Source organism: Streptomyces sp. NPDC029836 (genome assembly GCF_055574495.1).
This window is the reverse complement of record NZ_JBVHZI010000002.1, coordinates 26,501-47,825: the sequence shown is the minus strand read 5'-3', so window position 1 is coordinate 47,825 and position 21,325 is coordinate 26,501. Positions and strand designations below refer to the sequence as shown.

Here is a 21,325-nt window from a genome sequence, read left to right as displayed (position 1 = left end):
GGACCGGCCGCCGGGCGGCGCCCGGGTCAGCCCGCGGCGCTGCCCACCCGGTCGATGATCCCCGCCTTGCCCTCGGCGCGGGCGCAGTGCGCCCCGCAGTACCAGTGACCGTCCGCCTCGACGCCCTGGCCGATGATCTGCACCCGGCAGTGCTCGCAGATGGGTGCCATCCGGTGGATCGCGCAGGAGAACGAGTCGAAGACGTGCCGCGCGCCGTCCTGGGTCTCCACGTAGAACGCCAGGTCGTAGTCATTTCCGCATACTTCGCAACGTGCCATGGCGGCATCGTGGAGGTTCGGACCGCCCGGGCGGGCGGACGTCCTCGTGTCGTCGGAGAACTTCAACCCGGCTGGCGTAGCCGCCCCGGGGCGGCCGGCGCGGGGGCCGGACGGGTGCTCAGTCGGCCGGCGCGACGTCCCGCAGGAGCTGGGTGAAGGCGGCCTCGTCCACGACGGGAGTGCCGAACGAGCGGGCCTTGAGCGTCTTGGAGGTCGCCGAGTCGGGGTCGTTCGTCACCAGCATGCTGGTGAGCCGCGACACGCTCGTCGCGATGTGCAGGCCCGCCTCCACCGCCCGGTCCTCCAACAACTCCCGGTCCACGGAGGTGTCCCCGGAGAAGGCGATGCGCATGCCCTGCTTCAGCGGCTTGCCGTCCTCGAACCGCCCCGGGTTCGGGTGCGGGCACGGCGGCCGCTTGCGCGAGGCGCGCCAGCTGCCCCCGCCGTACGAGGCCTGGTGGCCGATCCGGGGCGCGGCGGGGGTGTCCGACCACTCCGTCAGCGGACGGCACTCCAGCAGCGGCAGTCGTACGCCGTCCCGGGCGGCCGTGTGCAGGGAAGGGCGGAAGGCCTCCGCGAGCACGCGGGCGTCGTCCAGCGCGTGGTGGGCGCGCTGCTGCACCACGCCGAAGTGCGCGGCCAGGGACTCCAGCTTGTGGTTGGGCAGCGGCAGGTTCAGTTCCTTCGACAGGGCGATGGTGCACAGCCGCTGACGGACCGGCGCGGTCGCCGCGGCCCGCGCGTACTCCCGGGCGATCATCTGCCAGTCGAAGATGGCGTTGTGCGCGACCAGGACCCGGCCGTCGAGCCGACCGGCGAACTCCTCGGCGATGTCCTCGAAGAGCGGCGCGTCTCGGAGCATGTCGCTCGTCAGGCCGTGGATCCAGACCGGTCCCGGATCCCGGCGCGGGTTGACGAGGGAGTACCAGTGGTCCTCCACGTTGCCCTGCGCGTCGAGCCGGTAGACGGCCGCGGACACTATCCGGTCGTCGCGAGCGAGCCCGGTGGTCTCCACGTCGACGACCGCGTACCCCTGTGGGTACGCGGTCGGCCAGGTCGTCTCTGCGGTCGTACGGTCGGCGAGCATGGTCACAGAGGATATCGGGCCCGACCGACAGCCGTGGCCCGACGCCCCTTCAGCCCAGCTCGGCCACGAGGTCCCCGGCGCTCACCCGGGCGAAGGAGTCCGGTACTTCGACCGGTCCCGGGAACAGCCGGTACGAGGTCCCCGACGCCCCGGCCGGCGCCGGGCCCGCATGGACCGTCGCCAGGAACACCCGTCGGCCCGCGGCCATTTCGGCGGCGCCCCCGTAGGAGTCCGACCGCGGCATCCGGGCATCCGGGGCCTTGAGGGCGCGGATGCGGGCGGCGAACGCGGCCGGTTCCTCGGCGGGCCGCGCCCGGTACAGCCACACCTCGTCGACGGGGCCGGGCACCGGTGCCCGGCGTACGACGGCCACCTCGCGGGTCCGGGCCGCGGCCCGCCACACCGCGAGGTCCCACAGGGTCGTGCGGGAGCCGGCGGCGAAGTGCTCGCTGACGTCGCGGGCCACCTCGGCCAGCCGGTCCCCGTGGGAGGAGACGCTCTGGAAGCCGCCGGACGGCGGTAGATGGACGTCCGTCCACAGCGCGCGCCGGGCCGCCAGGTCCACCACCATCGGCATGCAGACCTGTGATGCGCCGGCCAGGTCGAAGCGCTGACGCACGGTGCGCGGGTCGTACGAGGAGCCTCGTGGGCGGTCCGCGGGCAGGGTCATGAACCCGGCGAAGGCGTCCGGCAGCGTGTCGAAGGGCACGTTGTTGAAGCTGAACACCATCGGCACGGCGAAGGCGTCACCGCGCCGTGCGAGGGCGGCGAGGTCCAGGTCGACGTACTCGGTGGCGCCGTCCGGGGCGGGGGCCGAGGTGAGGTCGCCCGAGTGCACGGCCGCCTCGCCCCCGTGCCGCAGCCTCGTGTAGTCGCACAGGCCGGTGTACTTCCAGTCGGCGTCGAAGAAGGCCACGGACAGGTCCAGGTCGGTGCGTTCGCCCGCGGGCTCCGTCCAGTGCAGGAACAACCGCAGCACCTCGCCCGAGGGCAGGTGCTGCGTACTGCCCCGCGGTACGGAGACCAGGGCCCGGGCCGCCGTCCGCTCGGCGAAGGGAGCCATCAGGTCCGACAGGGCCGGGTCGAGGACGGCCAGGTCGTACGGGTCCCCGTCGGCGGCGGCGAACCTGCGCAGCACCTCCGCCTCCAGCCGGGACACGACCGCCGTGACGAGCGGGCCGGGCAGCGGCGGTCGTTCCTCGACCACCGACAGGGCGGAGGTCACCCGACCGGCCGGGAAGAACACCCGCCGCGTGCCGGTGCGGTCCTCGGCACGCACCCGCAGGGCGCCGAGCGCCGACAGCAGGGGGCCCGCGCCGACGGCCGGCAGCCCGTGGTCGAGGGCCGCCTCCAGTTCGGGCAGGGGTTCCCCGCCCGGGTGGAGGCGCAGCAGGTGGTCGAGGCGGCGCAGCAGTTCCCCGGGGCGTTGCCCGGCGAGCGCGGCCGCGGCCGCCGCGTCCCCCTCACCGAGGGCCTGTTCCAGCCGGCCCGCCCAGGTGGCGGGGCGGATGCGGTGCCCGTCCACGCGGACCGCGTCGGGGTGTGCGGCGGCCGTCTCCAGCAGGGCGGCGCCGAAGGGGGTGAGGGGGGACACGGTGGTGGCGCGCAGCACGGCGAAGGCGAGCGCGGCCCGCGGATGCCGGGCGGGCTTCTCGAAGGGGTGCAGGCTCTCCCCCGCCCGCTTCCAGCCGGCCGGGTGCCGCAGCACGTCCTCGATCAGGTAGGGCGTCGGCAACGCGTCGAGCACGCCGAGGAGTTCGCGGCGCAGCCGCCGGTCGACGCCGGCGAAGCGGGGGAGCGGGCGCAGGCCGGCCTCGCCGCAGGAGAGCACGGCCAGCAGGCGCAGCACGTCGGTGGCGGTGGTGAGGCGGCGCAGCAGCGGCGCCCGGTCCTCGGTGCGGGGGAGCAACCGGCCCAGGACGAAGGCCTTGGTCTCCCGTACGGGTATGTCCTCGGGGAGCCAGTGCGGGTCGGCCGGGGTGGCGGGCAGCAGGACGGCCAGGTCCCCGAGGTCCTGGGGCGGGAGCGGCGTCCGCCGGGCGAGCAGCGCCGCGACGACGGAGGCCGCCTCGGCGGCCGGGTCGGTGCAGAGCCGGAGCAGGCGCAGCGGGCCCGCGGGCAGCCCGCGGTCCTTGCGGGACCGGCCCGCGGCGGAGGGGGCGGCGCGCTCGGGGCGCAGGAAGGGGTCGGCGGGGTCGACGCGTCGGTGGCAGACCGGGCAACCGGTCAGGTCGGAGCCGTCCCAGCAGGCGCGGCAGACGAGGTGGGCGCACGGGTCGACGGCGTGGACCGTGCCGGGCTCGCCGCACAGCACGCACGGCTGCTCGGGTTCCTGGGCCAGCAGGGCGAAGACGCGGCGGACGTACCAGCGCTCGGTGTCGCGCGGGACGGAGAAGGGGAAGCGGCGGAAGAGCGGCTTGTGCACCCGGTCGGCGCCCATCAGTTCGTCCACCAGCGCGAGCAGCCGCAGGCGTTCCTCGGCGAGGTCGGTGGGCGCGAGCGCGGACAGCGCCGCGTGCAGTTCCGGGCTCAGCGCGTGGCCGCGCTCCAGGAGCTCGCCCTCCAGGGGGCGGACCCCTTCACGGCCGGGTGAGGCGGCGGCCCGCGGCCGGTCCACGTGGACGGTCCCGAGCCGGCGCAGCAGGACGGAATCGATGACGGACACAGCTCTGGTTCCCCTCCGCGAACGACAAAGCGGGGGCGGAGAGTGGGCGCGCGGAACTTTTCGTAAAGGAATGAGAAGGATGCACGCCGCGGAGCCGCCCCCGTACCATCGATCCCATCACGGGTCCGCGCGCGGCCGCAAACGGATATGTCGGCCCGGTCGCCGCACGACGCCGGCCGGGCAGGGTCCGGAAGGCACGGCCTACCCGCCCGGGGTGAGCAGGGCCTCGGTCAGAGCCCGTACGGACAGCAGGAACAGGTGCTCCGGGTCGGCGGGCCGGGCCAGGGCGCGGGCGAGCGCCGGGTCGTCCGGTGCGGCCGCCGGGTCCCACAGTTCGCCCTCGGCGGGTGATTGGGCGGGGGAGCGCTCGCGGTTGCGTTCGACGAGCAGGAACCCGACGATCTGGAACTGGATGGCGCGCACCGCGTCGGCGGCCCGCGCGCCGCGCAGTCCGGCGGCGTGCACCTCGTGGACCAGGGCCTGTTGGGCGGGGAGGAACATCCGGTCGGTGAGCCCGCGTTCGTGGACCATCGCGACCAGGTGCGGACGGGTGCGCAGTTCGCGGCGCAGGATCCGGGCCACCGACAGGATGCGGGCGGCGGGCGTGGTCCCGGTCGGGGTGATCGCGCCCACCTCGCGCACGGTCCGCTCCACGAGTGCGTCGAGGAGCGACTCGCGGTTGCCGACGTGCCAGTAGATGGAGGTCACCGCCGTGCCCAGGGCTGCGGCCAGCCCGCGCATGGTGAGCGCCGCCGGGCCGTCCCGCATGACCAGGGACGCGGCCGCCGCCAGTACCTCCTCGCGGGTCAGCGCGTTCCTCGTCACCGGTGGGCACCCCTTCTGTTGACGCGTCAGTTCTTGTGTGTGCAGGGGGCTTTACCCTTCACCGACGGCAGTGTAACTGTGTTACAGAACCGACCGAAGGGTGGTGCTGGACATGGCACGCGTACGGTACGGAGCGCGGACCGAGGCCGAGATCGCGGCGTCGCGCGCGAAGAGTTCCAAGCTCCCCGACATCTGGTCCACCGGGGTGGTCGCCGTCTGGGAGAGCGACCCGGACGTGGTCGCGGCGGTCCTGCCCCCGCCGCTCAAGCCCGCCGCACGGCCCCTCGTACGGGCCAACATCAGCAAGGTCGACCTGCCCGGCTACCCGCTCGGCGCCGGCTCGGTCGCAGTGGCCGCCGAACACGGCGGGGTCGAGGGCTGGTACCCGCTGGTCATGCCGATGACCCACGAGCGCGCCCTGATCGGCGGCCGCGAGGTGTTCGGCGAGCCCAAGAAGCTGGGCGAGGTCACCGTCGAGCGCGACGGGCTCGTCGTGCGGGCCGTCCTCGCCCGGCACGGGATCGCCTTCGTGGAGGTCCGCGGCGCCGTCGACCGGGCGCTGCCGCTGCCCGAACCCACGCAGAAGACCGACTTCTACTTCAAGTTCCTGCCCGCGGTGGACGGTTCGGGCTTCGACGCGGACCCGGTCCTCGTCCACTGCACGCGCAACGAGAAGGTCCGCAAGCTGGAGCACCTCACCGGGGACGTCGTCCTGCGCGAGTCCATGTTCGACCCGGTGGCCGACCTCGTCGTGCGCCGCATCGTGGAGATCACCATCGGCGAGAAGACCACCGACCAGAAGGGTCGGGTCGTCGAGCGGGTCAGCGCCCAAGCGCTCCTGCCGTACATCCACCAGCGCTACGACGACCCCCTGCACATCCTGGACGGACCTCCCGAAGGGGCGGTGTGACATGCGGCTCGAACCGGGACAGGTCGCCGTCGTCACCGGGGCGGCCGGCGGCATCGGCCTCGCGATGGCCCGCCGCTTCGCCGCCGAGGGCCTGAAGGTGGTCCTCGCCGACGTCGAGGAGGGCGCCCTGCGCAAGGCCGCCGAGGAACTCACCGCCGACGGCGCCGAGGTGCTCGCCCGGCTCGTCGACGTCAGTGACCGCGACTCCGTGACCGCCCTCGCCGACGCCGCGTACGAGACCTTCGGCGCCGTCCACGTCCTGTGCAACAACGCGGGCGTCGGATCCGGAGCCGAGGGCCGGATGTGGGAGCACGAGCCCAACGACTGGAAGTGGGCCTTCGCCGTCAACGTCTGGGGCGTCTTCCACGGCATCCAGGCCTTCGTCCCCCGCATGATCGCGGGCGGCGTCCCCGGCCACGTCGTCAACACCTCGTCCGGCGACGGCGGCATCGCCCCACTGCCCACCGCCTCCGTGTACGCCGTCACCAAGGCGGCCGTCGTCACCATGACCGAGTCCCTGTACGCCCACCTCAGGGCGGAGGGCGTGTCCGTCGGCGCCTCCGTCCTGTTCCCCGGACCGCACATGCTGCGCACCGGTTTGTGGGAGTCGCACCGCAACCGGCCGGACCGCTATGCGAAGGAGCGGCCGCGCAGGTCCCCCTACCGCACCCTCGACCAGTACGAGGCCGCGATGCGGGAGGCCGGGCAGGAGGTGCGGTTCACGCCGGTCGAGGAGGTCGCCGAGCACGTGGTCGACGGCATCCGCGCCGACCGCTTCTGGATGCTCCCGGCCGGCGAGCACAGCGACCGTCAGATCCGCGCCCGGTCGCAGTCCATGCTCGACCGCGCCAACCCCGCCTACCTGGAACGCTTCATCCTCGACTGAGGGGCCCGCCGTGCCTGACACGCATGCGAACGACCCGGCCGCAGCGCGGTCCGGGGACGGGTTCGAGGACCCGTACCTGATCATCTCCTCCGACTGCCACGCGGGCCTGCCGACCGAGCGGTACCGCCCCTACCTCGACTCCCGCTTCCACCGCCCGTTCGACGAGTTCCTCGGTCAGCGCGACGCCCGCCGGGAGGAGGCCACCCGACTCGGCGTCCGCAACGAGGCGTTCGCCGAGAAGTGGTTCCACGACCACGAGGAGGGCCTGCGCGGAGGCTGGGACACCGGACAGCGGCTGAAGGAACTCGACGGCGACGGCGTGGCCGGCGAGGTCGTCTTCCCCGACGCGGACGCCGTCGACAGCCGGACCGCCGCCCCCTTCGGGGTGGGCCTCGGCCTCTCCGGCGACCAGGACCCCGAACTGGGCATGGCCGGAGCGCAGGCGCACAACCGCTGGCTCGCCGAGTTCGTCTCGCAGCATCCCGAACGCCACTGCGGTGTGGCGCTGCTCCCCATCACCGCGGAGCCGGACAAGGTCGTCGCCGAGGTCCACCGGGCCAAGGAGTCCGGACTCGGCGCGCTGATGATCCCCGCCATGTGGGTGGACAAGGCGCCCTACCACGACCGCCGCTACGACCCCGTGTGGGCGGCGGCCGCCGAGACCCGGATGCCGATCGTCACCCACTCCGGCTCCTCGCCCCGCCACGAGTACGGCGACCACCTGGGCATCTTCGTCTCCGAGGTCACCTGGTGGCCCGCCCGCCCCCTGTGGTTCCTGCTCTGGTCCGGGGTCTTCGAACGGCACCCGGGCCTCAAGTTCGGCGTCGCCGAGTCGGGTTGCTGGTGGCTTCCCAACCAGCTGTGGTTCATGGACCGGCTCTACCTCGGCGCGCACGGCGGCAAGAAGCTGTCCCCGTTCGAGGAGCTGAAACGGCCGCCGAGCGAATACCTGGACCGCCAGGTCTTCGTCTGCGCGACCAACACCAAGCGCCGCGAACTGGCCCAGCGCTACGAGATCGGCGTGGACAACATCCTCTGGGGCTCCGACTTCCCGCACCCCGAGGGGACGTGGCCCGACACCCGCAACTGGCTGCGGAACACCTTCCACGACATCCCGGTCACCGAGACCCGCCGCATGCTCGGGCTGGCGGCGGCCGAGGTCTTCGGCTTCGACACCGACGCCCTCGCCCCGATCGCCCGCCGCATCGGCCCCACCCCGGCCGAGCTCGGCCAGTCCCCGGACCAGGCGTCGGTCGAGGCCTCCTGGGCCCGCTCGCGCGAGACCGGCCGGCACTGGCTGACCGGGCACGACTTCCCGGTCCTGGGGGTCTCACCGTGACGGACGACCGCTACACCGTCATCTCGGCCGACTGCCACGCGGGCGCCGACCTGCTGGACTACCGGCCGTACCTGGCCGAGCGCCACCACGAGGCCTTCGACGCCTGGGCGGCCGGCTACGTCAACCCGTACGAGGACCTCCTCGCCGACACCGCCGACCTGAACTGGAACTCGGCCCGCCGCGTGGCGGAACTCGAAGCGGACGGGATCGTCGCCGAGGTCCTCTTCCCGAACACGATCCCGCCGTTCTTCCCCAAGGCCTCCCTGATGGCCCAGCCGCCCACCCGCGACGAGTACGAGCTGCGCTGGGCCGGCCTCCAGGCCCACAACCGGTGGCTCGCGGACTTCTGCGCCGACGCGCCGGGCCGGCGGGCCGGCGTCGTCCAGATCCTGCTCAACGACGTGGACGCGGCGGTCGCGGAGATCCGCCGCACCCGGACGGACGGGCTGACCGGCGGCATCCTGCTGCCGGGCGTCCCGCCGGGCTCACCCGTCCCCGAGCTGTACTCCTCGGCGTACGACCCGCTCTGGGCGGTCTGCGCCGAACTGGACGTCCCGGTCAACCACCACGGCGGATCGGCCTCGCCGCCGCTCGGCGACGAACCGGCGGCCCGGGCGGTGTTCATGGTGGAGACCACCTGGTTCTCGCACCGGGCCCTGTGGCACCTGATCTTCGGCGGCGCCTTCCGGCGCCACCCGAACCTCAAGCTGGTCCTGACCGAGCAGGGTTCCGGCTGGATCCCGGGCGTGCTGGAGATGCTGGACTACTACCACGGCCGGCTGGTCGCGGCCTCGTCCACCGCCGAGGCCAAGTTCGGCGCCGGGCTGGCCGCGTCCATGGGCAAGGGGCCGAGCGAGGTCTGGCGGGACAACTGCTTCGTCGGGGCGAGCTTCATGCGCCCCCACGAGGTCCCGCTGCGGGACCGCATCGGCCTCGACAAGATCATGTGGGGCAGCGACTTCCCCCACGACGAGGGCACCACCCCCTTCTCCCGCGAAGGCCTGCGCATCGCCTACGCGGGCCTGCCCCGGGAGGAGGTCGCCGCCATGGTGGGCGGCAACGCCGCCCGCGTCTACGGCTTCGACCTGCCCTTCCTGGACACCCTGGCGGCCAAGCACGGCCCCCTGGTCCGGGAGATCGCCGAGCCCCTCGACGAGATCCCCGCCGGCGCCACCAGCCCCGCCTTCGCCCGCGGCGCCTCGGTCCGCGTCTGGTGACCCACCCGGCGGGGCGGCTCCCGCCAAGCGCGGGAGCCGCCCCGCCGGGTCCGGTCCGGCTGCGGGAGGCCACTCCGGTACCCGGGGTAACACCGTCGGATACCGATCGGTAACAACCCCTAGCGGCGCCCCCGGAGCCGGCTCTATGGTGCGGGACATGCCGAACCTGCCCGATGTCGTGCTGTGGTCCATACCTGCCTTCGTGCTGCTCACCGTCATCGAGGTGGTGAGCTACCGGCTGCATCCCGACGAGGACGCGACCGGGTACGACACCAAGGACGCTGTCACGAGCGTCACGATGGGGCTCGGCAGCATCGGCTTCGACCTGCTGTGGAAGATCCCGGTCGTCGCGGTCTTCACGGCGGTGTACGAACTCACCCCGCTGCGGGTGCCGTTCCTGTGGTGGACGGCACTGCTGATGCTGCTCGTCCAGGACTTCCTCTACTACTGGCAGCACCGGCTCCACCACGTCATCCGCATCCTGTGGGCCTGCCACGTGGTCCACCACAGCAGCCGCAGGTTCAACCTCACCACCGCCCTGCGCCAGCCCTGGACCAGCGCCACCACCTGGTGGTTCTACCTGCCGATGGTCGCCCTCGGCGTGCACCCGGCGGCGATCCCGTTCTGCTACGGGATCAACCTCCTCTACCAGTTCTGGGTCCACACCGAGCGCATCGGGAAACTGCCCCGCGCCTACGAGTACGTCTTCAACACCCCTTCCCACCACCGCGTCCACCACGCCTCCCAGGGCGGCTACCTGGACCGCAACTTCGGCGGGATCCTGATCGTCTGGGACCGGATGTTCGGCTCCTGGGTGGGGGAGACCGAGCGCCCCGTCTACGGCCTCACCAAGAACATCGGCACCCACAACCCGCTGCGGGTGGCCACCCACGAGTACGCCGCCATCGCGCGCGACGTCCGGGCCGCCGACACCTGGCGCGAACGCGCCGGACGCGTCTTCGGCGGCCCCGGCTGGCAGCCCGCCCGCCCGGCACCGGCCGACGCCGGGGCCGCCCCCGAAACCGCGCCCGCAGCTGCCGCACCCCCCGCCGCCCCCCGGGCCGCCGTCGCTCCGGAGCCGGAGCGGGCCGCGTGAGCGCCACCGCGGCCCGTACCCCCTCCTGGGCCGCCCGCCCCGGGTCCGCCGCCGCCTCCGATCGCGCCGGACGGATCCTGCTCGCGGCCTTCGTGGTCGCCGCCGTCGCCGACCTCGGCTCCCTCCTCGCCGACTGGCACCTCGGGCACGTGCTGTTCAAGCCGCTGCTGATGCCGCTGCTGGTGGCCCACGTCATCACCCGCCGCGCCCCCCGGCTGCTGGTCGCCGCGCTGCTGTTCGGCTGGGGCGGGGACCTGGCGCTGCTCTTCGACGCCGAGATCGCCTTCTTGCTCGGCATGGGCTCCTTCGCCGCCGGGCACGTCTGCTACCTCGTCCTGTTCGGCCGACGCCGCACCGGCCCGCTCCTCGGCGCCGCGTACGCGGCGGCCCTGATCGGGACCGTCGCCCTGCTGTGGGGCGACCTGCCGGCCGACCTGCGGATCCCCGTCGCCGGCTACAGCCTGTTGCTCACCGCCATGGCCTACCGGGCGAGCGCCCTCGGCCGGGTCGCCGGAGCGGGCGGGGCGCTGTTCCTGCTCTCCGACACCCTCATCGCGACCGGGGTCGCCGAGTGGCCCCAGCTGCCACGGCCCGACTTCTGGATCATGGCGACCTACCTGGCGGCCCAGTACCTGCTGGCCATCGGGGTGCTGGGCCGGGTCCCGGGCCGCCCCGATCCGGGGACGGGCGTACGGTAGGACGGTCATACAGGACCGCACTCCGGAGGGCTGCACCACCATGCGCGCCACCGTCATCCACGCCCCGCACGACATCCGCGTGGAGGAGGTGCCCGACGCCGCGATCCGGCGTCCCGAGGACGCCGTCGTCCGCGTGCTGCGCGCCTGCATCTGCGGCAGCGACCTCTGGGCCTACCGCGGCGAGGCCGCGCGGCAGCCCGGTCAGCGCATCGGGCACGAGTTCCTCGGCGTCGTCGAGGAGACCGGCTCCGCCGTCTCCGGCCTGCGCGCCGGGGACCTCGTCGTCGCCCCGTTCATGTGGTCGGACGGCACTTGCGCCTACTGCTCCGAGGGCCTGTACACCTCCTGCGAGCACGGCGGCTTCTGGGGCGCGGTCGGTCACGACGGCGGCCAGGGCGAGGCCGTCCGGGTCCCGTACGCCGACGGCACCCTGGTGAAGCTGCCCGCCGAGGCCGTCTCCGACGACCACCTGCTGACGGGCCTGCTCGCGCTCTCCGACGTCATGGGCACCGGCCACCACGCGGCCCTGGGCGCCGGCGTCCGCGCGGGCTCCACGGTCGCCGTCGTCGGGGACGGCGCGGTCGGCCTGTGCGGTGTACTGGCCGCCAAGCGGCTCGGCGCCGAGCGGATCATCGCCCTGGGCCGGCACGCCGTCCGGACGGACATCGCCAAGCTCTTCGGCGCCACCGACGTGGTCGCCGCGCGCGGAGAGGAGGCCGTGGCGGCCGTCCGCGAGCTGACCGGCGGGCAGGGCGCGCACTCCGTCATCGAGGCCGTCGGTACCGAACAGTCCATGCGCACCGCGGTCAACATCTCCCGCGACGGCGGTGCCATCGGCTACGTCGGCGTCCCGCACGGCAGCGGTACCGGTCTGGACCTCGGCGTGATGTTCAACCGCAACATCACCCTGCGCGGCGGTGTGGCACCGGTGCGCGCGTACATCCCGGAGCTGCTGGTGGACGTGCTGAGCGGCGCGATCGACCCGGCGCCCGTCTTCGACCGCACCGTGTCCCTGGACGAGGTCCCGGACGGCTACCGCGCGATGGACGACCGCAGCGCACTGAAGGTCATGATCACGCCCTGACGCCCTGACGCCCTGACGCCCTGACGCCCTGACGCCCTGACGCCCTGACGCTCCGGCGTACGCAAGCCGGCGGGCCGGCCCCGGGACACTCCCGGGGCCGGCCCGCCGCGTTGTTGCCCGACGGTGTCGAGCGCCGTTACTTGACGGCCTTGAGCGCGTCGACCACACCGGCGCCGTAGTAGCCGGTCTGGCCCCACTTGGCCTCGCAGGTGGTGGCGTCGATCAGGTTGCCGGTGCCGTCGTAGATCTTCGTCGGGCAGGCGACCTTCGTCGCCTGGCCCTTCAGCATCGCCTGGAGCTGCGAGGGCGAGGCCCACGGGTGGGCGCTCTTGAGCAGCGCCGCGACGCCGGCGACGTGCGGGGCGGCCATCGAGGTGCCCTGCTTGTAGCCGTAGCCGCCGCCCGGGACGGTCGACAGGACGCGGCCGTTGGCGTCCGGGGTCGCCGGCACCTGCCACTTGTCGCCGCCGGGAGCGGCGACGTCCACGACGCCGAGGCCGTAGCTGGAGTAGTACGAGCGCAGCCCCTGGTCACCGGTGGCCGAGACGGTGACCACGCCCGGCAGCTGGGTGGGCAGGTCCAGGCAGACCTTCGGGTCGATGGGGCGCGGCACCGGGGTGCTGTCGTTCGGGCTGGTGTCGTCGAGGATCGAGTCCCCGGCCAGGTCGTGGTCGGAGTTGCCGGCCGAGGCCACGCTGAGGACGCCCTTGCGCTCCGCGTACTTCGTCGCCCGGGCGAGGGCCTCCACCAGCGCCTTCTGGTCGTCGTCGTTCTTGCAGGTGTAGTTCCACGGGTCGACGTAGTAGCTGTTGTTGGTCACCTCTATCCCCTTCTCGGCGGCGAACATGAAGCCGCAGACGACCGCCTCGGTGTAGAAGAGGCTGGTCGCGGGCTCGCTCACCTTGATGCCGGCGACCTTCACGCCCGGCGCGACACCGCTGACGCCCACGCCGTTGCGCGGTGCCGCGATGGTGCCCGCCACGTGCGTGCCGTGGTCGCTGCCGTCCGGGTACGGACGCCAGGCGCCCTCGGAGGTGTCCGCGACGCCGCCGACACAGTTGGCGGACTGGCTCTTGGAGAAGTTCGGGGCGAGATCGGGGTGGGTGTCGTCCACACCCGTGTCGATGACGCCCACGGTGACGTTCGGGCTGCCATCGTTGATCTTGTGAGCCTGGTCGGCCTTGATCGTCCGCAGGTCCCACTGGTTGGGCTCCAGCGGCTCCTGCCCCGGTGTCGCCTGCGCCGCCGCCTTGGCGGCGTCGGCCGCGCTCAGCTTCTGCGTGGCGCCCTCCTCGGTGGTCTGCACCGCGGAGAGGGGGGCCGTCCGAGTGGCGCCCACCGACACGAAGAGGCTGCGCTGGGAGCGCAGCGTCTTGGCGAACTCGGGGTTCTGGGAGTGTGCGACGACGACCCCGATCTGCTCATGGGTCGTCACCACCGTTCCGCCGGCCCGCTCGATGGCCTTCTTCGCCTGCTTGGCCGTCCCGTACGCGGTCAGGTTCGCCACGTAGGAGAGCTTCGGGCCGTCCGCGGCGGGCTTCGCCGCGGTGGCCGTGGCCGCCGTGTTGCCGAGCGGGGCGGCGGACGCCGCGACCGAGGGCAGGAAGGCGAGCGAAGCGGTGAGCGCCAGTCCGACCGGTACGGCCAGACGCTTGCTCTTCCGGTCGGTACGCGACCCCAGATGCGCCATGGGTTCTCCACATCATCCGTGAAAAAGCCGTCCGCACGCGGTTTGCGCGGGACGGGTTCATGACACGCGAACCTAGTGCCGGTGTTCCCCTCTCCGCCATCAGTTCGAGGAATCAGTTTTCAAAGAAATCACAGGTGTTGAACCGCCCCGACGCGCCGGCCGTGCCGTTGACAGGGGACCTCGGCACCACCGTCCCCCCTACGGAGGTTGTTTTGTCCGTCGTCCCCACCGCACCCGCGACACAGGGAGAGCCCCCCGTGACCACCGAAGCAGCGCCGCCCCACGGCAGCGCGGGACCGACCCCCGCGAGTCCCACGGCCGAAGACTTCACACGCGTCCAACAGAGCCCGGAGTTCGCCGAACTGCGCAGCTCGTACCGCTCCTTCGCGTTCCCGCTCACCGTCGCCTTCATCGCCTGGTACCTGCTCTACGTCCTGCTGTCCAGCTACGCGGGCGGCTTCATGGGGATCAAGCTCTTCGGGAACATCAACGTCGCCCTGGTCCTCGGCCTCGCCCAGTTCGCCACGACGTTCCTCATCGCGTGGCTGTACTCGCGGCACGCCGCCACCAAGCTCGACCCCAAGGCCCAGGCCATCAAGGCCCGGATGGAGGCCGGAGAATGAGCGCGATCCCACAGCTGACCCTCGCGGCCGGGGCGACCGAGCACCGCCCGCTGATCATCACCCTGTTCGGCCTGTTCGTCGTCGCCACGCTCATCATCACGATCTGGGCCGGCCGTCAGACCAAGGACGCCGCCGACTTCTACGCGGGCGGCCGCCAGTTCACCGGTTTCCAGAACGGCCTGGCCATCTCCGGCGACTACATGTCCGCCGCGTCCTTCCTCGGCATCGCCGGAGCCATCGCACTCTTCGGTTACGACGGCTTCCTCTACTCCATCGGCTTCCTCGTGGCCTGGCTGGTGGCCCTGCTCCTGGTCGCCGAACCGCTGCGCAACTCCGGCCGCTACACGATGGGAGACGTCCTCGCGTACCGGATGCGCCAGCGGCCCGTGCGGACCGCGGCCGGTACCTCCACCATCGTGGTCTCGATCTTCTACCTGCTCGCCCAGATGGCCGGCGCCGGCGTCCTGGTCTCGCTGCTCCTCGGCATCACCAGCGACGGCGGCAAGGTGGCCGTGGTCGCGCTGGTCGGCCTCCTGATGATCGTCTACGTGACCATCGGCGGGATGAAGGGCACCACCTGGGTCCAGATGATCAAGGCGGTGCTGCTGATCGCGGGCGCCCTGCTGATCACCTTCCTGGTGCTGCTGGAGTTCAACTTCAACATCTCCTCGCTGCTGGGCCAGGCCGCCGAGAACAGCGGACAGGGCACCAAGTTCCTGGAGCCCGGGCTCAAGTACGGCAAGGACTCCCTCAGCAAGCTGGACTTCATCTCGCTGGGCCTCGCCCTGGTCCTCGGCACCGCGGGCCTGCCGCACATCCTGATCCGCTTCTACACGGTCCCCACCGCCCAGGCCGCCCGGAAGTCCGTGAACTGGGCCATCGGCATCATCGGCGCCTTCTACCTGATGACCATCGCCCTCGGCTTCGGCGCCGCGGCCCTGCTCAACCGGGCCGACATCCTGGCCTCCAACAAGGCCGGCAACACCGCGGCCCCGCTGCTCGCCCAGGAGATCGGCGGCGGCGCGGGATCCACCGGCGGCGCGATCCTCCTCGCGGTGATCTCCGCCGTCGCCTTCGCCACCATCCTCGCGGTGGTCGCGGGCCTCACCCTCGCGTCCTCGTCGTCCTTCGCGCACGACCTGTACGTGAACGTCATCCGCAAGGGCAAGGCGACCGAGAAGGAGGAGGTCCGCGCGGCCCGCTGGTCCACCGTGGTCATCGGCGCCGTCGCCATCGGCCTCGGCGCCCTGGCCCGCGACCTGAACGTGGCCGGCCTCGTCGCCCTCGCCTTCGCGGTGGCCGCCTCCGCCAACCTCCCGACCATCCTCTACAGCCTGTTCTGGAAGCGCTTCACCACCCAGGGTGCCCTGTGGTCGATCTACGGCGGCCTGATCTCGGCGGTCGGTCTGGTCCTCTTCTCCCCGGTGGTCTCCGGCAAGCCCACCTCGATGTTCAAGGACGCCGACTTCTACTGGTTCCCGCTGGAGAACCCCGGCATCATCTCCATCCCCCTCGGCTTCCTCCTCGGATGGCTGGGAACCGTCCTCACCAAGGAGAAGGCCGACCCGCAGAAGTTCGCCGAGCTGGAGGTGCGCTCCCTCACCGGAACAGGGGCGCACTGAGATCCACCGAACACGCAGCGTGGCCGTGTCGTACTTCCGTACGACACGGCCACGTCGCGTCTCGTTCAATCGGGCACGCCAACCCGCCAACCAGGTCGCGTACGCTCGAAGACAGCGCCACCGCGTCCCCGCGACGGCGTCCTACACGGCTGAACGGACAGGAGAGGGGGGCCACAGTGCTTCTCGACACGTACGGCCGCGTGGCCACTGACCTGCGCGTCTCACTCACCGACCGGTGCAACCTGCGCTGTACCTACTGCATGCCCGAAGAGGGACTGCAGTGGCTCGGCAAGTCGGACCTGCTGAGCGACGACGAGATCGTCCGGCTGATCCGCATCGCCGTGACCCGGCTCGGGATCACCGAGGTCCGCTTCACCGGGGGTGAGCCGCTGCTCCGGCCCGGCCTGGTCGGCATCGTCGAGCAGTGCGCCGCCCTGGAGCCCCGCCCCCGGATGTCGCTGACCACCAACGGCATCGGCCTCAAGCGCACCGCCGGGGCGCTGAAGGCGGCCGGCCTGGACCGGGTGAACGTTTCGCTCGACACCCTGCGCCCCGACGTCTTCAAGACCCTGACCCGCCGTGACCGTCACAAGGACGTCATCGACGGCATGTCGGCCGCCCGCGAGGCCGGCCTGACGCCCGTCAAGGTCAACGCCGTCCTGATGCCCGGCCTCAACGACGACGAGGCCCCCGACCTGCTCGCCTGGGCCGTGGAGAACGAGTACGAGCTCCGCTTCATCGAGCAGATGCCCCTGGACGCCCAGCACGGCTGGAAGCGCGACGGCATGATCACCGCCGGGGACATCCTGGAGTCCCTGCGCACCCGCTTCAAGCTCACCGAGGAAGGCGCCGACGAACGCGGCTCCGCCCCCGCCGAGCGCTGGGTGGTCGACGGCGGCCCGGCCACGGTCGGCGTCATCGCCTCCGTCACCCGCCCCTTCTGCGGAGCGTGCGACCGCACCCGACTCACGGCCGACGGCCAGATCCGTACGTGCCTGTTCGCCACCGAAGAGTCCGACCTGCGGGCCGCGCTGCGCTCCGGAGCCCCGGACGAGGAGATCGCCCGCCTGTGGAAGGTGGCGATGTGGGGCAAGAAGGCCGGCTCCGGCCTGGACGACCCGTCGTTCCTCCAGCCCGACCGCCCCATGTCCGCGATCGGCGGCTGAGCGGTCCCGGACCGGCGTCCGACCCGCCGCGCCCACCGCGACGAGCCCTGCCCGAGCCCCGGCCCCGACCGGGGCTCAGGCGCGTTCCGAGCCCTCCGGCTGCACCCACTCGTCGATCTTCACGACGTCCTTGAGGAAGCCGCGCACCCCGAGGAACTGCGAGAGGTGCTCGCGGTGCTCCTCGCACGCCAGCCAGGTCTTGCGCCGCTGCGGGGTGTGCAGCGTCGGGTTGTTCCACGCGAGGACCCACACGGCCGCGTCGCGGCAGCCCTTGGCGGAGCAGGTGGGGGCGGGTTCGGGAGCCGCCTCGGGGTCCGGTGCGTTCACATCAGGGGAGTTCACGGCTCAACCCTACAAACAGCACCCGGGAGGGCTTCGGATGGGCGACGCCGGGCAGCCACGGGGGGAGCTGCCCGGCGTCGGTCCGTCGCTCCGACGGGGGATGCGGAGCGCGTAGGCAGTATGTCACGCAGGACCCGGTCGGGTGCACCGGAACTTCAGGATTGATCTGAGCTCTTATTGAGGTTTTCGGGCTCCAGCGCGGGGCGCACGGGCGCCGGCACGAAGTGCGAGGGCAGGGAGGGCGTCGACTCCCGTCCGGCGTTGGCGATGACCACCGCGACGTACGGCAACAGGGCGCCGGCGACCAACGTCACGATCGCCACGTGGCGCTCCACGTTCCACAGGACCACCGTCGCGATGACCGAGAGGGTCCTGATCGTCATCGAGATGACGTACCGGCGCTGTCGCCCCCGCACGTCCTCGGCGAGGCCCATCCGGGCCCCGGTGATCCGAAAGACCTCGGCCTCGTTCCGCTTCGTCAGCCGCACGTTCCACCACCGATCCACCCGCCGGACGCACCCCGGTCCGGAACCCTTCCACCGTACGCTTCCCGTCGGCCGGCGTGGTGAGGGGGTGTCCCCCGAACGGCTCTGGCCGAAATGCGCCGTTCATCGCGCGGATCGAGACTGGTGCGACATGCGCACACCGCGCCGGAGGAGGCGACATGCATTGGTTGTGGGCGATCATCGTCGGTTTGGTACTGGGCCTGATTGCCCGGGCGATCCTGCCCGGCAAGCAGCACCAGCCCCTCTGGCTGACCGTGATCTTCGGCATCATCGGCAGCGTCCTCGGCAACGCCGTCGCCACCTGGATCGGGGTCGCCGACACCAAGGGCATCGACTGGATCAGGCACCTGCTGCAACTGGTCGGAGCGGTGCTGATCGTCGGCCTCGGCGACATGGCCTACATGGCGCTGCGGGGCAACAAACGCACCGCCTGACGCCGCACCGCACGCGCGACGAGGGGCCGGTACCGGACAGTGCGTCCGTACCGGCCCCTCGTCGCGTGCGGGGTATGTCAGCCGGTGACCTCGACGGCGGCCAGGTTCTTCTTGCCGCGCCGCAGCACCAGCCAACGACCGTGCAGCAGGTCCTCCGGGGAGGCGACCGCGTCCTCGGCGGTGACCTTCACGTTGTTCACGTACGCACCGCCCTCCTTCACGGTCCGTCGGGCCGCCGACTTGCTGGCGACCAGGCCGGTCTCCGCGAACAGGTCCACGACCTGGCCCGGCTCGGCGACCTTCGCGTGCGGCAGCTCGGACAGGGCCGCGGCCAGCGTGGCCTCGTCCAGCTCCGCCAGCTCACCCTGCCCGAACAGCGCCTTCGACGCGGCGATCACGGCGGCGCACTGGTCCGCGCCGTGCACCAGCGTGGTCAGCTCCTCGGCCAGCGCCCGCTGGGCGGCGCGCGCCTGCGGCCGCTCGGCGGTCTGCGCCTCCAGCGCCTCCAGCTCCGCACGGGACTGGAAGGACAGGATCCGCATGTAGGTCGAGATGTCCCGGTCGTCCACGTTCAGCCAGAACTGGTAGAACGCGTACGGGGTGGTCATCTCCGGGTCCAGCCAGACGGCCCCGCCCTCGGTCTTGCCGAACTTCGTGCCGTCCGCCTTGACCATCAGCGGCGTCGCCATCGCGTGCACCCGCGCGCCCGGCTCGACCCGGTGGATCAGGTCGAGGCCGGCCGTCAGGTTGCCCCACTGGTCCGAGCCGCCCTGCTGGAGCACGCAGCCGTGGCGCCGGTACAGCTCCAGGAAGTCCATGCCCTGGAGCAGCTGGTAGCTGAACTCGGTGTAGCTGATGCCCTGGTCCGACTCCAGCCGCTTGGCGACCGAGTCCTTCGTCAGCATCTTGTTGACGCGGAAGTGCTTGCCGATGTCCCGCAGGAACTCGATGGCGGACATGCCCGCCGTCCAGTCCAGGTTGTTCACCAGGACCGCCGCGTTCTCGCCCTCGAAGGACAGGAACGGCTCGATCTGCGAACGCAGCCGGTTGACCCACTCCGCGATGACCGAGGGGTCGTTCAGGGTGCGCTCTGCCGTCGGACGCGGGTCGCCGATCTGACCGGTGGCCCCGCCGACCAGCGCCAGCGGACGGTTGCCCGCCAGCTGGAGCCGGCGCATGGTCAGGACCTGGACCAGGTGACCCACGTGCAGCGAGGCCGCCGTCGGGTCGTAGCCGCAATAGAACGTGACCGGACCGTCCGCGAACGCCTTGCGCAGCGCTTCTTCGTCGGTGGACTGGGCGAAGAGCCCGCGCCACTTCAGTTCGTCGACGATGTCCGTCACGGTCTCTCGACTCCTTCGGTGTCTGAAATTGCCATGGTCAGTCTAGGTCGGTCAGACGCCCTTGCTGACCGAGCTCATGTTGAAGTCCGGGATGCGCAGCGCCGGCATCGCGGCCCGGGTGAACCAGTCGCCCCACTCGCGCGGCAGGGTCTTCTCGGTCCGGCCGGCCTCCGTCGCCCGCGACAGCAGGTCGACGGGGGACTCGTTGAACCGGAAGTTGTTCACCTCGCCCACGACCTGCCCGTCCTCCACCAGGTACACGCCGTCCCGGGTGAGGCCCGTGAGCAGCAGCGTGGCCGGGTCGACCTCGCGGATGTACCAGAGGCAGGTCAGCAGCAGCCCGCGCGAGGTGCCGGCCACCATCTCCTCCAGGGACTTCTCGCCGCCCCCGTCCAGGATCAGGTTCCCGAAGCCGGGGGAGAGGTCCAGCCCGGTCAGCGCGGCGCTGTGCCGGGTCGTCGTCAGCCGCTTCAGCTCGCCCTCGGCGATCCAGTCCGTCGGCGGGACCGGCAGGCCGTTGTCGAAGACGGACGCGTCGTCGCCGGAGCTGTGCGCGATCACGAACGGCGCGGACTCCAGGCCCGGCGCGTTCGGATCGCTGCGCAGGGTCAGCGGCAGCGGGGACAGCCGCTCGCCGAGCCGGGTGCCGCCACCGGGCTGGGAGAAGACCGTCCGGCCCTCCACGGCGTCCCGGGCGGCCGCCGACCACATCTGGTAGATCAGCAGGTCGGCCACGGCCGTCGGCGGCAGCAGGGTCTCGTACCGCCCGGCGGGCAGCTCGACCTTCCGCTCCGCCCAGCCCAGGCGCACCGCGAGTTCCGCGTCCAGGACCGTCGGGTCGACGTCCTTGAAGTCCCGGGTGGACCGACCCGCCCAGGCCGAGCGCAGCCGGTCCGGGGACTTGGCGTTGACCTCCAGGGTCCCGTTCGGCTGGTCGTGGCGCAGCCGCAGGCCCGTGGAGGTGCCGACGTACGTGGAGACCAGCTCGTGGTTGGCGAAGCCGTACAGCTCCCGGCCGCCCGCGCGGGCCCGGGCGAAGGCCTCGCCGAGGGCCGGCGCGAAGTCGGCGAACACCGCCGAGGAGGTCTCCGCCGGGGCGTCGGTGAAGTCCGGGGAGGCCGGCGTACCGGTGACCAGTGGCTGGGCGTCCTCGGCCGGCCCGGCCCCGCGGGCGGCCGCCTCGGCGGCCCGTACGAGCGGCTCCAGGTCGGCGGCGGTGACGGCGGAGCGTGACACGACCCCCGAGGCCGTCCCCTCCTTGCCGTCGACGGTGGCGATGACCGTCAGGGTCCGGCCCCGGGTGACGCCGTTCGTGGTGAGGGCGTTGCCGGCCCAGCGCAGGTTGGCGCTCGACTCCTCGTCGGCGATGACGACGCAGCCGTCGGCCGTGGACAGCTCCAGGGCCCGTTCGACGATCTCGTGCGGCTTGGTTCGGGTCGACATCAGCGTCCGGCCTCCTGCGTGGTGTTGAGACTGTGCCGTCCCGGGGGGCGACCCCCGGACCCCCGGGGGGC

General features: G+C 72.2%; 20 protein-coding genes. 11 read left to right on the top strand and 9 right to left on the bottom strand.

The genetic code is table 11. The features are described 5' to 3' along the window. Nucleotides 1–26 precede the first annotated feature (26 nt). The 4 genes from ACZ4XJ_RS06000 to ACZ4XJ_RS05985 all read right to left on the bottom strand — a co-directional run bounded on the left by ACZ4XJ_RS06000 (nucleotide 27) and on the right by ACZ4XJ_RS05985 (nucleotide 4,855). Nucleotides 27–278, bottom strand: a complete 252-nt coding sequence (locus ACZ4XJ_RS06000) for a hypothetical protein (protein ID WP_362878107.1) — start codon at nucleotides 276–278, stop codon at nucleotides 27–29. 118 nt (nucleotides 279–396) lie between these two features. After that, nucleotides 397–1,365 (bottom strand): DEDDh family exonuclease, encoded by a 969-nt coding sequence (locus ACZ4XJ_RS05995; RefSeq protein WP_362878106.1) that lies wholly within the window; start codon nucleotides 1,363–1,365, stop codon nucleotides 397–399. Nucleotides 1,366–1,414: 49 nt separating this feature from the next. Next, nucleotides 1,415–4,030 carry an MXAN_6230/SCO0854 family RING domain-containing protein gene (locus tag ACZ4XJ_RS05990; RefSeq protein WP_468495484.1) on the bottom strand — a complete coding sequence of 872 codons (2,616 nt, stop codon included), beginning with the start codon at nucleotides 4,028–4,030 and terminating at the stop codon, nucleotides 1,415–1,417. 201 nt (nucleotides 4,031–4,231) lie between these two features. Then, nucleotides 4,232–4,855: a TetR/AcrR family transcriptional regulator gene (locus tag ACZ4XJ_RS05985; RefSeq protein ID WP_362878104.1), complete on the bottom strand. Its 624-nt coding sequence runs from the start codon at nucleotides 4,853–4,855 to the stop codon at nucleotides 4,232–4,234. 112 nt (nucleotides 4,856–4,967) lie between these two features. On the opposite strand from ACZ4XJ_RS05985, the gene ACZ4XJ_RS05980 reads away from it, so the two are divergent. From ACZ4XJ_RS05980 to ACZ4XJ_RS05950, 7 genes are all read left to right on the top strand, one after another. Further along, the gene (locus ACZ4XJ_RS05980) at nucleotides 4,968–5,765 is read left to right on the top strand and encodes an acetoacetate decarboxylase family protein (RefSeq protein WP_362878103.1); all 798 of its coding nucleotides are present in this window, start codon (nucleotides 4,968–4,970) and stop codon (nucleotides 5,763–5,765) included. 1 nt (nucleotide 5,766) lies between these two features. Then, entirely contained in the window at nucleotides 5,767–6,651 is an 885-nt protein-coding gene (locus ACZ4XJ_RS05975; protein WP_468495483.1) for an SDR family NAD(P)-dependent oxidoreductase, read from the top strand. 10 nt (nucleotides 6,652–6,661) lie between these two features. Continuing rightward, the gene (locus ACZ4XJ_RS05970; RefSeq protein WP_468495482.1) at nucleotides 6,662–7,990 is read left to right on the top strand and encodes an amidohydrolase family protein; all 1,329 of its coding nucleotides are present in this window, start codon (nucleotides 6,662–6,664) and stop codon (nucleotides 7,988–7,990) included. Further along, nucleotides 7,987–9,207, top strand: coding sequence for an amidohydrolase family protein (locus ACZ4XJ_RS05965; RefSeq protein ID WP_384004371.1), 1,221 nt, complete (start codon nucleotides 7,987–7,989; stop codon nucleotides 9,205–9,207). The genes ACZ4XJ_RS05970 and ACZ4XJ_RS05965 overlap by 4 nt, the downstream gene beginning before the upstream one ends. A gap of 157 nt (nucleotides 9,208–9,364) precedes the next feature. Then, the gene (locus ACZ4XJ_RS05960; protein ID WP_362878099.1) at nucleotides 9,365–10,303 is read left to right on the top strand and encodes a sterol desaturase family protein; all 939 of its coding nucleotides are present in this window, start codon (nucleotides 9,365–9,367) and stop codon (nucleotides 10,301–10,303) included. Then, entirely contained in the window at nucleotides 10,300–11,001 is a 702-nt protein-coding gene (locus tag ACZ4XJ_RS05955) for a lysoplasmalogenase (RefSeq protein ID WP_362878098.1), read from the top strand. The genes ACZ4XJ_RS05960 and ACZ4XJ_RS05955 overlap by 4 nt, the downstream gene beginning before the upstream one ends. A 40-nt stretch (nucleotides 11,002–11,041) precedes the next feature. Next, entirely contained in the window at nucleotides 11,042–12,085 is a 1,044-nt protein-coding gene (locus ACZ4XJ_RS05950) for a zinc-dependent alcohol dehydrogenase family protein (protein WP_362878097.1), read from the top strand. 136 nt (nucleotides 12,086–12,221) lie between these two features. Here ACZ4XJ_RS05950 and ACZ4XJ_RS05945 read toward each other — a convergent pair whose 3' ends face one another. Next, the gene (locus ACZ4XJ_RS05945; RefSeq protein ID WP_468495481.1) at nucleotides 12,222–13,775 is read right to left on the bottom strand and encodes a S8 family peptidase; all 1,554 of its coding nucleotides are present in this window, start codon (nucleotides 13,773–13,775) and stop codon (nucleotides 12,222–12,224) included. 257 nt (nucleotides 13,776–14,032) lie between these two features. Between ACZ4XJ_RS05945 and ACZ4XJ_RS05940 the strand changes: the two genes are divergently transcribed. The 3 genes from ACZ4XJ_RS05940 to moaA all read left to right on the top strand — a co-directional run bounded on the left by ACZ4XJ_RS05940 (nucleotide 14,033) and on the right by moaA (nucleotide 17,186). Then, nucleotides 14,033–14,398, top strand: coding sequence for a DUF485 domain-containing protein (locus ACZ4XJ_RS05940; protein WP_362878095.1), 366 nt, complete (start codon nucleotides 14,033–14,035; stop codon nucleotides 14,396–14,398). After that, complete coding sequence (locus ACZ4XJ_RS05935; RefSeq protein WP_362878094.1) at nucleotides 14,395–16,020, top strand: solute symporter family protein; 1,626 nt, start codon at nucleotides 14,395–14,397, stop codon at nucleotides 16,018–16,020. The genes ACZ4XJ_RS05940 and ACZ4XJ_RS05935 overlap by 4 nt, the downstream gene beginning before the upstream one ends. Before the next feature lie 176 nt (nucleotides 16,021–16,196). Then, nucleotides 16,197–17,186 carry a GTP 3',8-cyclase MoaA gene (gene moaA / locus ACZ4XJ_RS05930; protein ID WP_468495480.1) on the top strand — a complete coding sequence of 330 codons (990 nt, stop codon included), beginning with the start codon at nucleotides 16,197–16,199 and terminating at the stop codon, nucleotides 17,184–17,186. Between the two features lie 75 nt (nucleotides 17,187–17,261). On the opposite strand, the gene ACZ4XJ_RS05925 is transcribed toward moaA, so the two are convergent. Continuing rightward, nucleotides 17,262–17,528, bottom strand: coding sequence for a hypothetical protein (locus ACZ4XJ_RS05925; RefSeq protein ID WP_384001359.1), 267 nt, complete (start codon nucleotides 17,526–17,528; stop codon nucleotides 17,262–17,264). Nucleotides 17,529–17,683: 155 nt separating this feature from the next. Continuing rightward, nucleotides 17,684–18,016, bottom strand: coding sequence for a DUF3099 domain-containing protein (locus ACZ4XJ_RS05920; RefSeq protein WP_362878091.1), 333 nt, complete (start codon nucleotides 18,014–18,016; stop codon nucleotides 17,684–17,686). 176 nt (nucleotides 18,017–18,192) lie between these two features. Here ACZ4XJ_RS05920 and ACZ4XJ_RS05915 point away from each other — a divergent pair, with 176 nt between their 5' ends. After that, on the top strand, nucleotides 18,193–18,468 hold the full coding sequence (locus ACZ4XJ_RS05915; RefSeq protein ID WP_281208326.1) for a GlsB/YeaQ/YmgE family stress response membrane protein: 276 nt from the start codon (nucleotides 18,193–18,195) through the stop codon (nucleotides 18,466–18,468). 77 nt (nucleotides 18,469–18,545) lie between these two features. Here ACZ4XJ_RS05915 and tyrS read toward each other — a convergent pair whose 3' ends face one another. Together tyrS and ACZ4XJ_RS05905 are read right to left on the bottom strand one after the other, a co-directional pair. Further along, the gene (gene tyrS, locus ACZ4XJ_RS05910; RefSeq protein ID WP_362878090.1) at nucleotides 18,546–19,811 is read right to left on the bottom strand and encodes a tyrosine--tRNA ligase; all 1,266 of its coding nucleotides are present in this window, start codon (nucleotides 19,809–19,811) and stop codon (nucleotides 18,546–18,548) included. A 51-nt stretch (nucleotides 19,812–19,862) separates the two neighbouring features. Beyond that, nucleotides 19,863–21,254 (bottom strand): metallopeptidase TldD-related protein, encoded by a 1,392-nt coding sequence (locus tag ACZ4XJ_RS05905; protein ID WP_468495479.1) that lies wholly within the window; start codon nucleotides 21,252–21,254, stop codon nucleotides 19,863–19,865. Between the last annotated feature and the right edge of the window lie 71 nt (nucleotides 21,255–21,325).

Excerpts from the sequence above, each read along its gene's own strand:
- ACZ4XJ_RS06000 (WP_362878107.1), bottom strand. The coding sequence starts at position 278 with ATGGCACGTTGCGAAGTATGCGGAAATGACTACGACCTGGCGTTCTAC.
- ACZ4XJ_RS05995 (WP_362878106.1), bottom strand. The coding sequence starts at position 1,365 with ATGCTCGCCGACCGTACGACCGCAGAGACGACCTGGCCGACCGCGTAC.
- ACZ4XJ_RS05980 (WP_362878103.1), top strand. The coding sequence starts at position 4,968 with ATGGCACGCGTACGGTACGGAGCGCGGACCGAGGCCGAGATCGCGGCG.
- ACZ4XJ_RS05975 (WP_468495483.1), top strand. The coding sequence starts at position 5,767 with ATGCGGCTCGAACCGGGACAGGTCGCCGTCGTCACCGGGGCGGCCGGC.
- ACZ4XJ_RS05960 (WP_362878099.1), top strand. The coding sequence starts at position 9,365 with ATGCCGAACCTGCCCGATGTCGTGCTGTGGTCCATACCTGCCTTCGTG.
- ACZ4XJ_RS05950 (WP_362878097.1), top strand. The coding sequence starts at position 11,042 with ATGCGCGCCACCGTCATCCACGCCCCGCACGACATCCGCGTGGAGGAG.
- ACZ4XJ_RS05945 (WP_468495481.1), bottom strand. The coding sequence starts at position 13,775 with ATGGCGCATCTGGGGTCGCGTACCGACCGGAAGAGCAAGCGTCTGGCC.
- ACZ4XJ_RS05935 (WP_362878094.1), top strand. The coding sequence starts at position 14,395 with ATGAGCGCGATCCCACAGCTGACCCTCGCGGCCGGGGCGACCGAGCAC.
- ACZ4XJ_RS05915 (WP_281208326.1), top strand. The coding sequence starts at position 18,193 with ATGCATTGGTTGTGGGCGATCATCGTCGGTTTGGTACTGGGCCTGATT.
- ACZ4XJ_RS05905 (WP_468495479.1), bottom strand. The coding sequence starts at position 21,254 with ATGTCGACCCGAACCAAGCCGCACGAGATCGTCGAACGGGCCCTGGAG.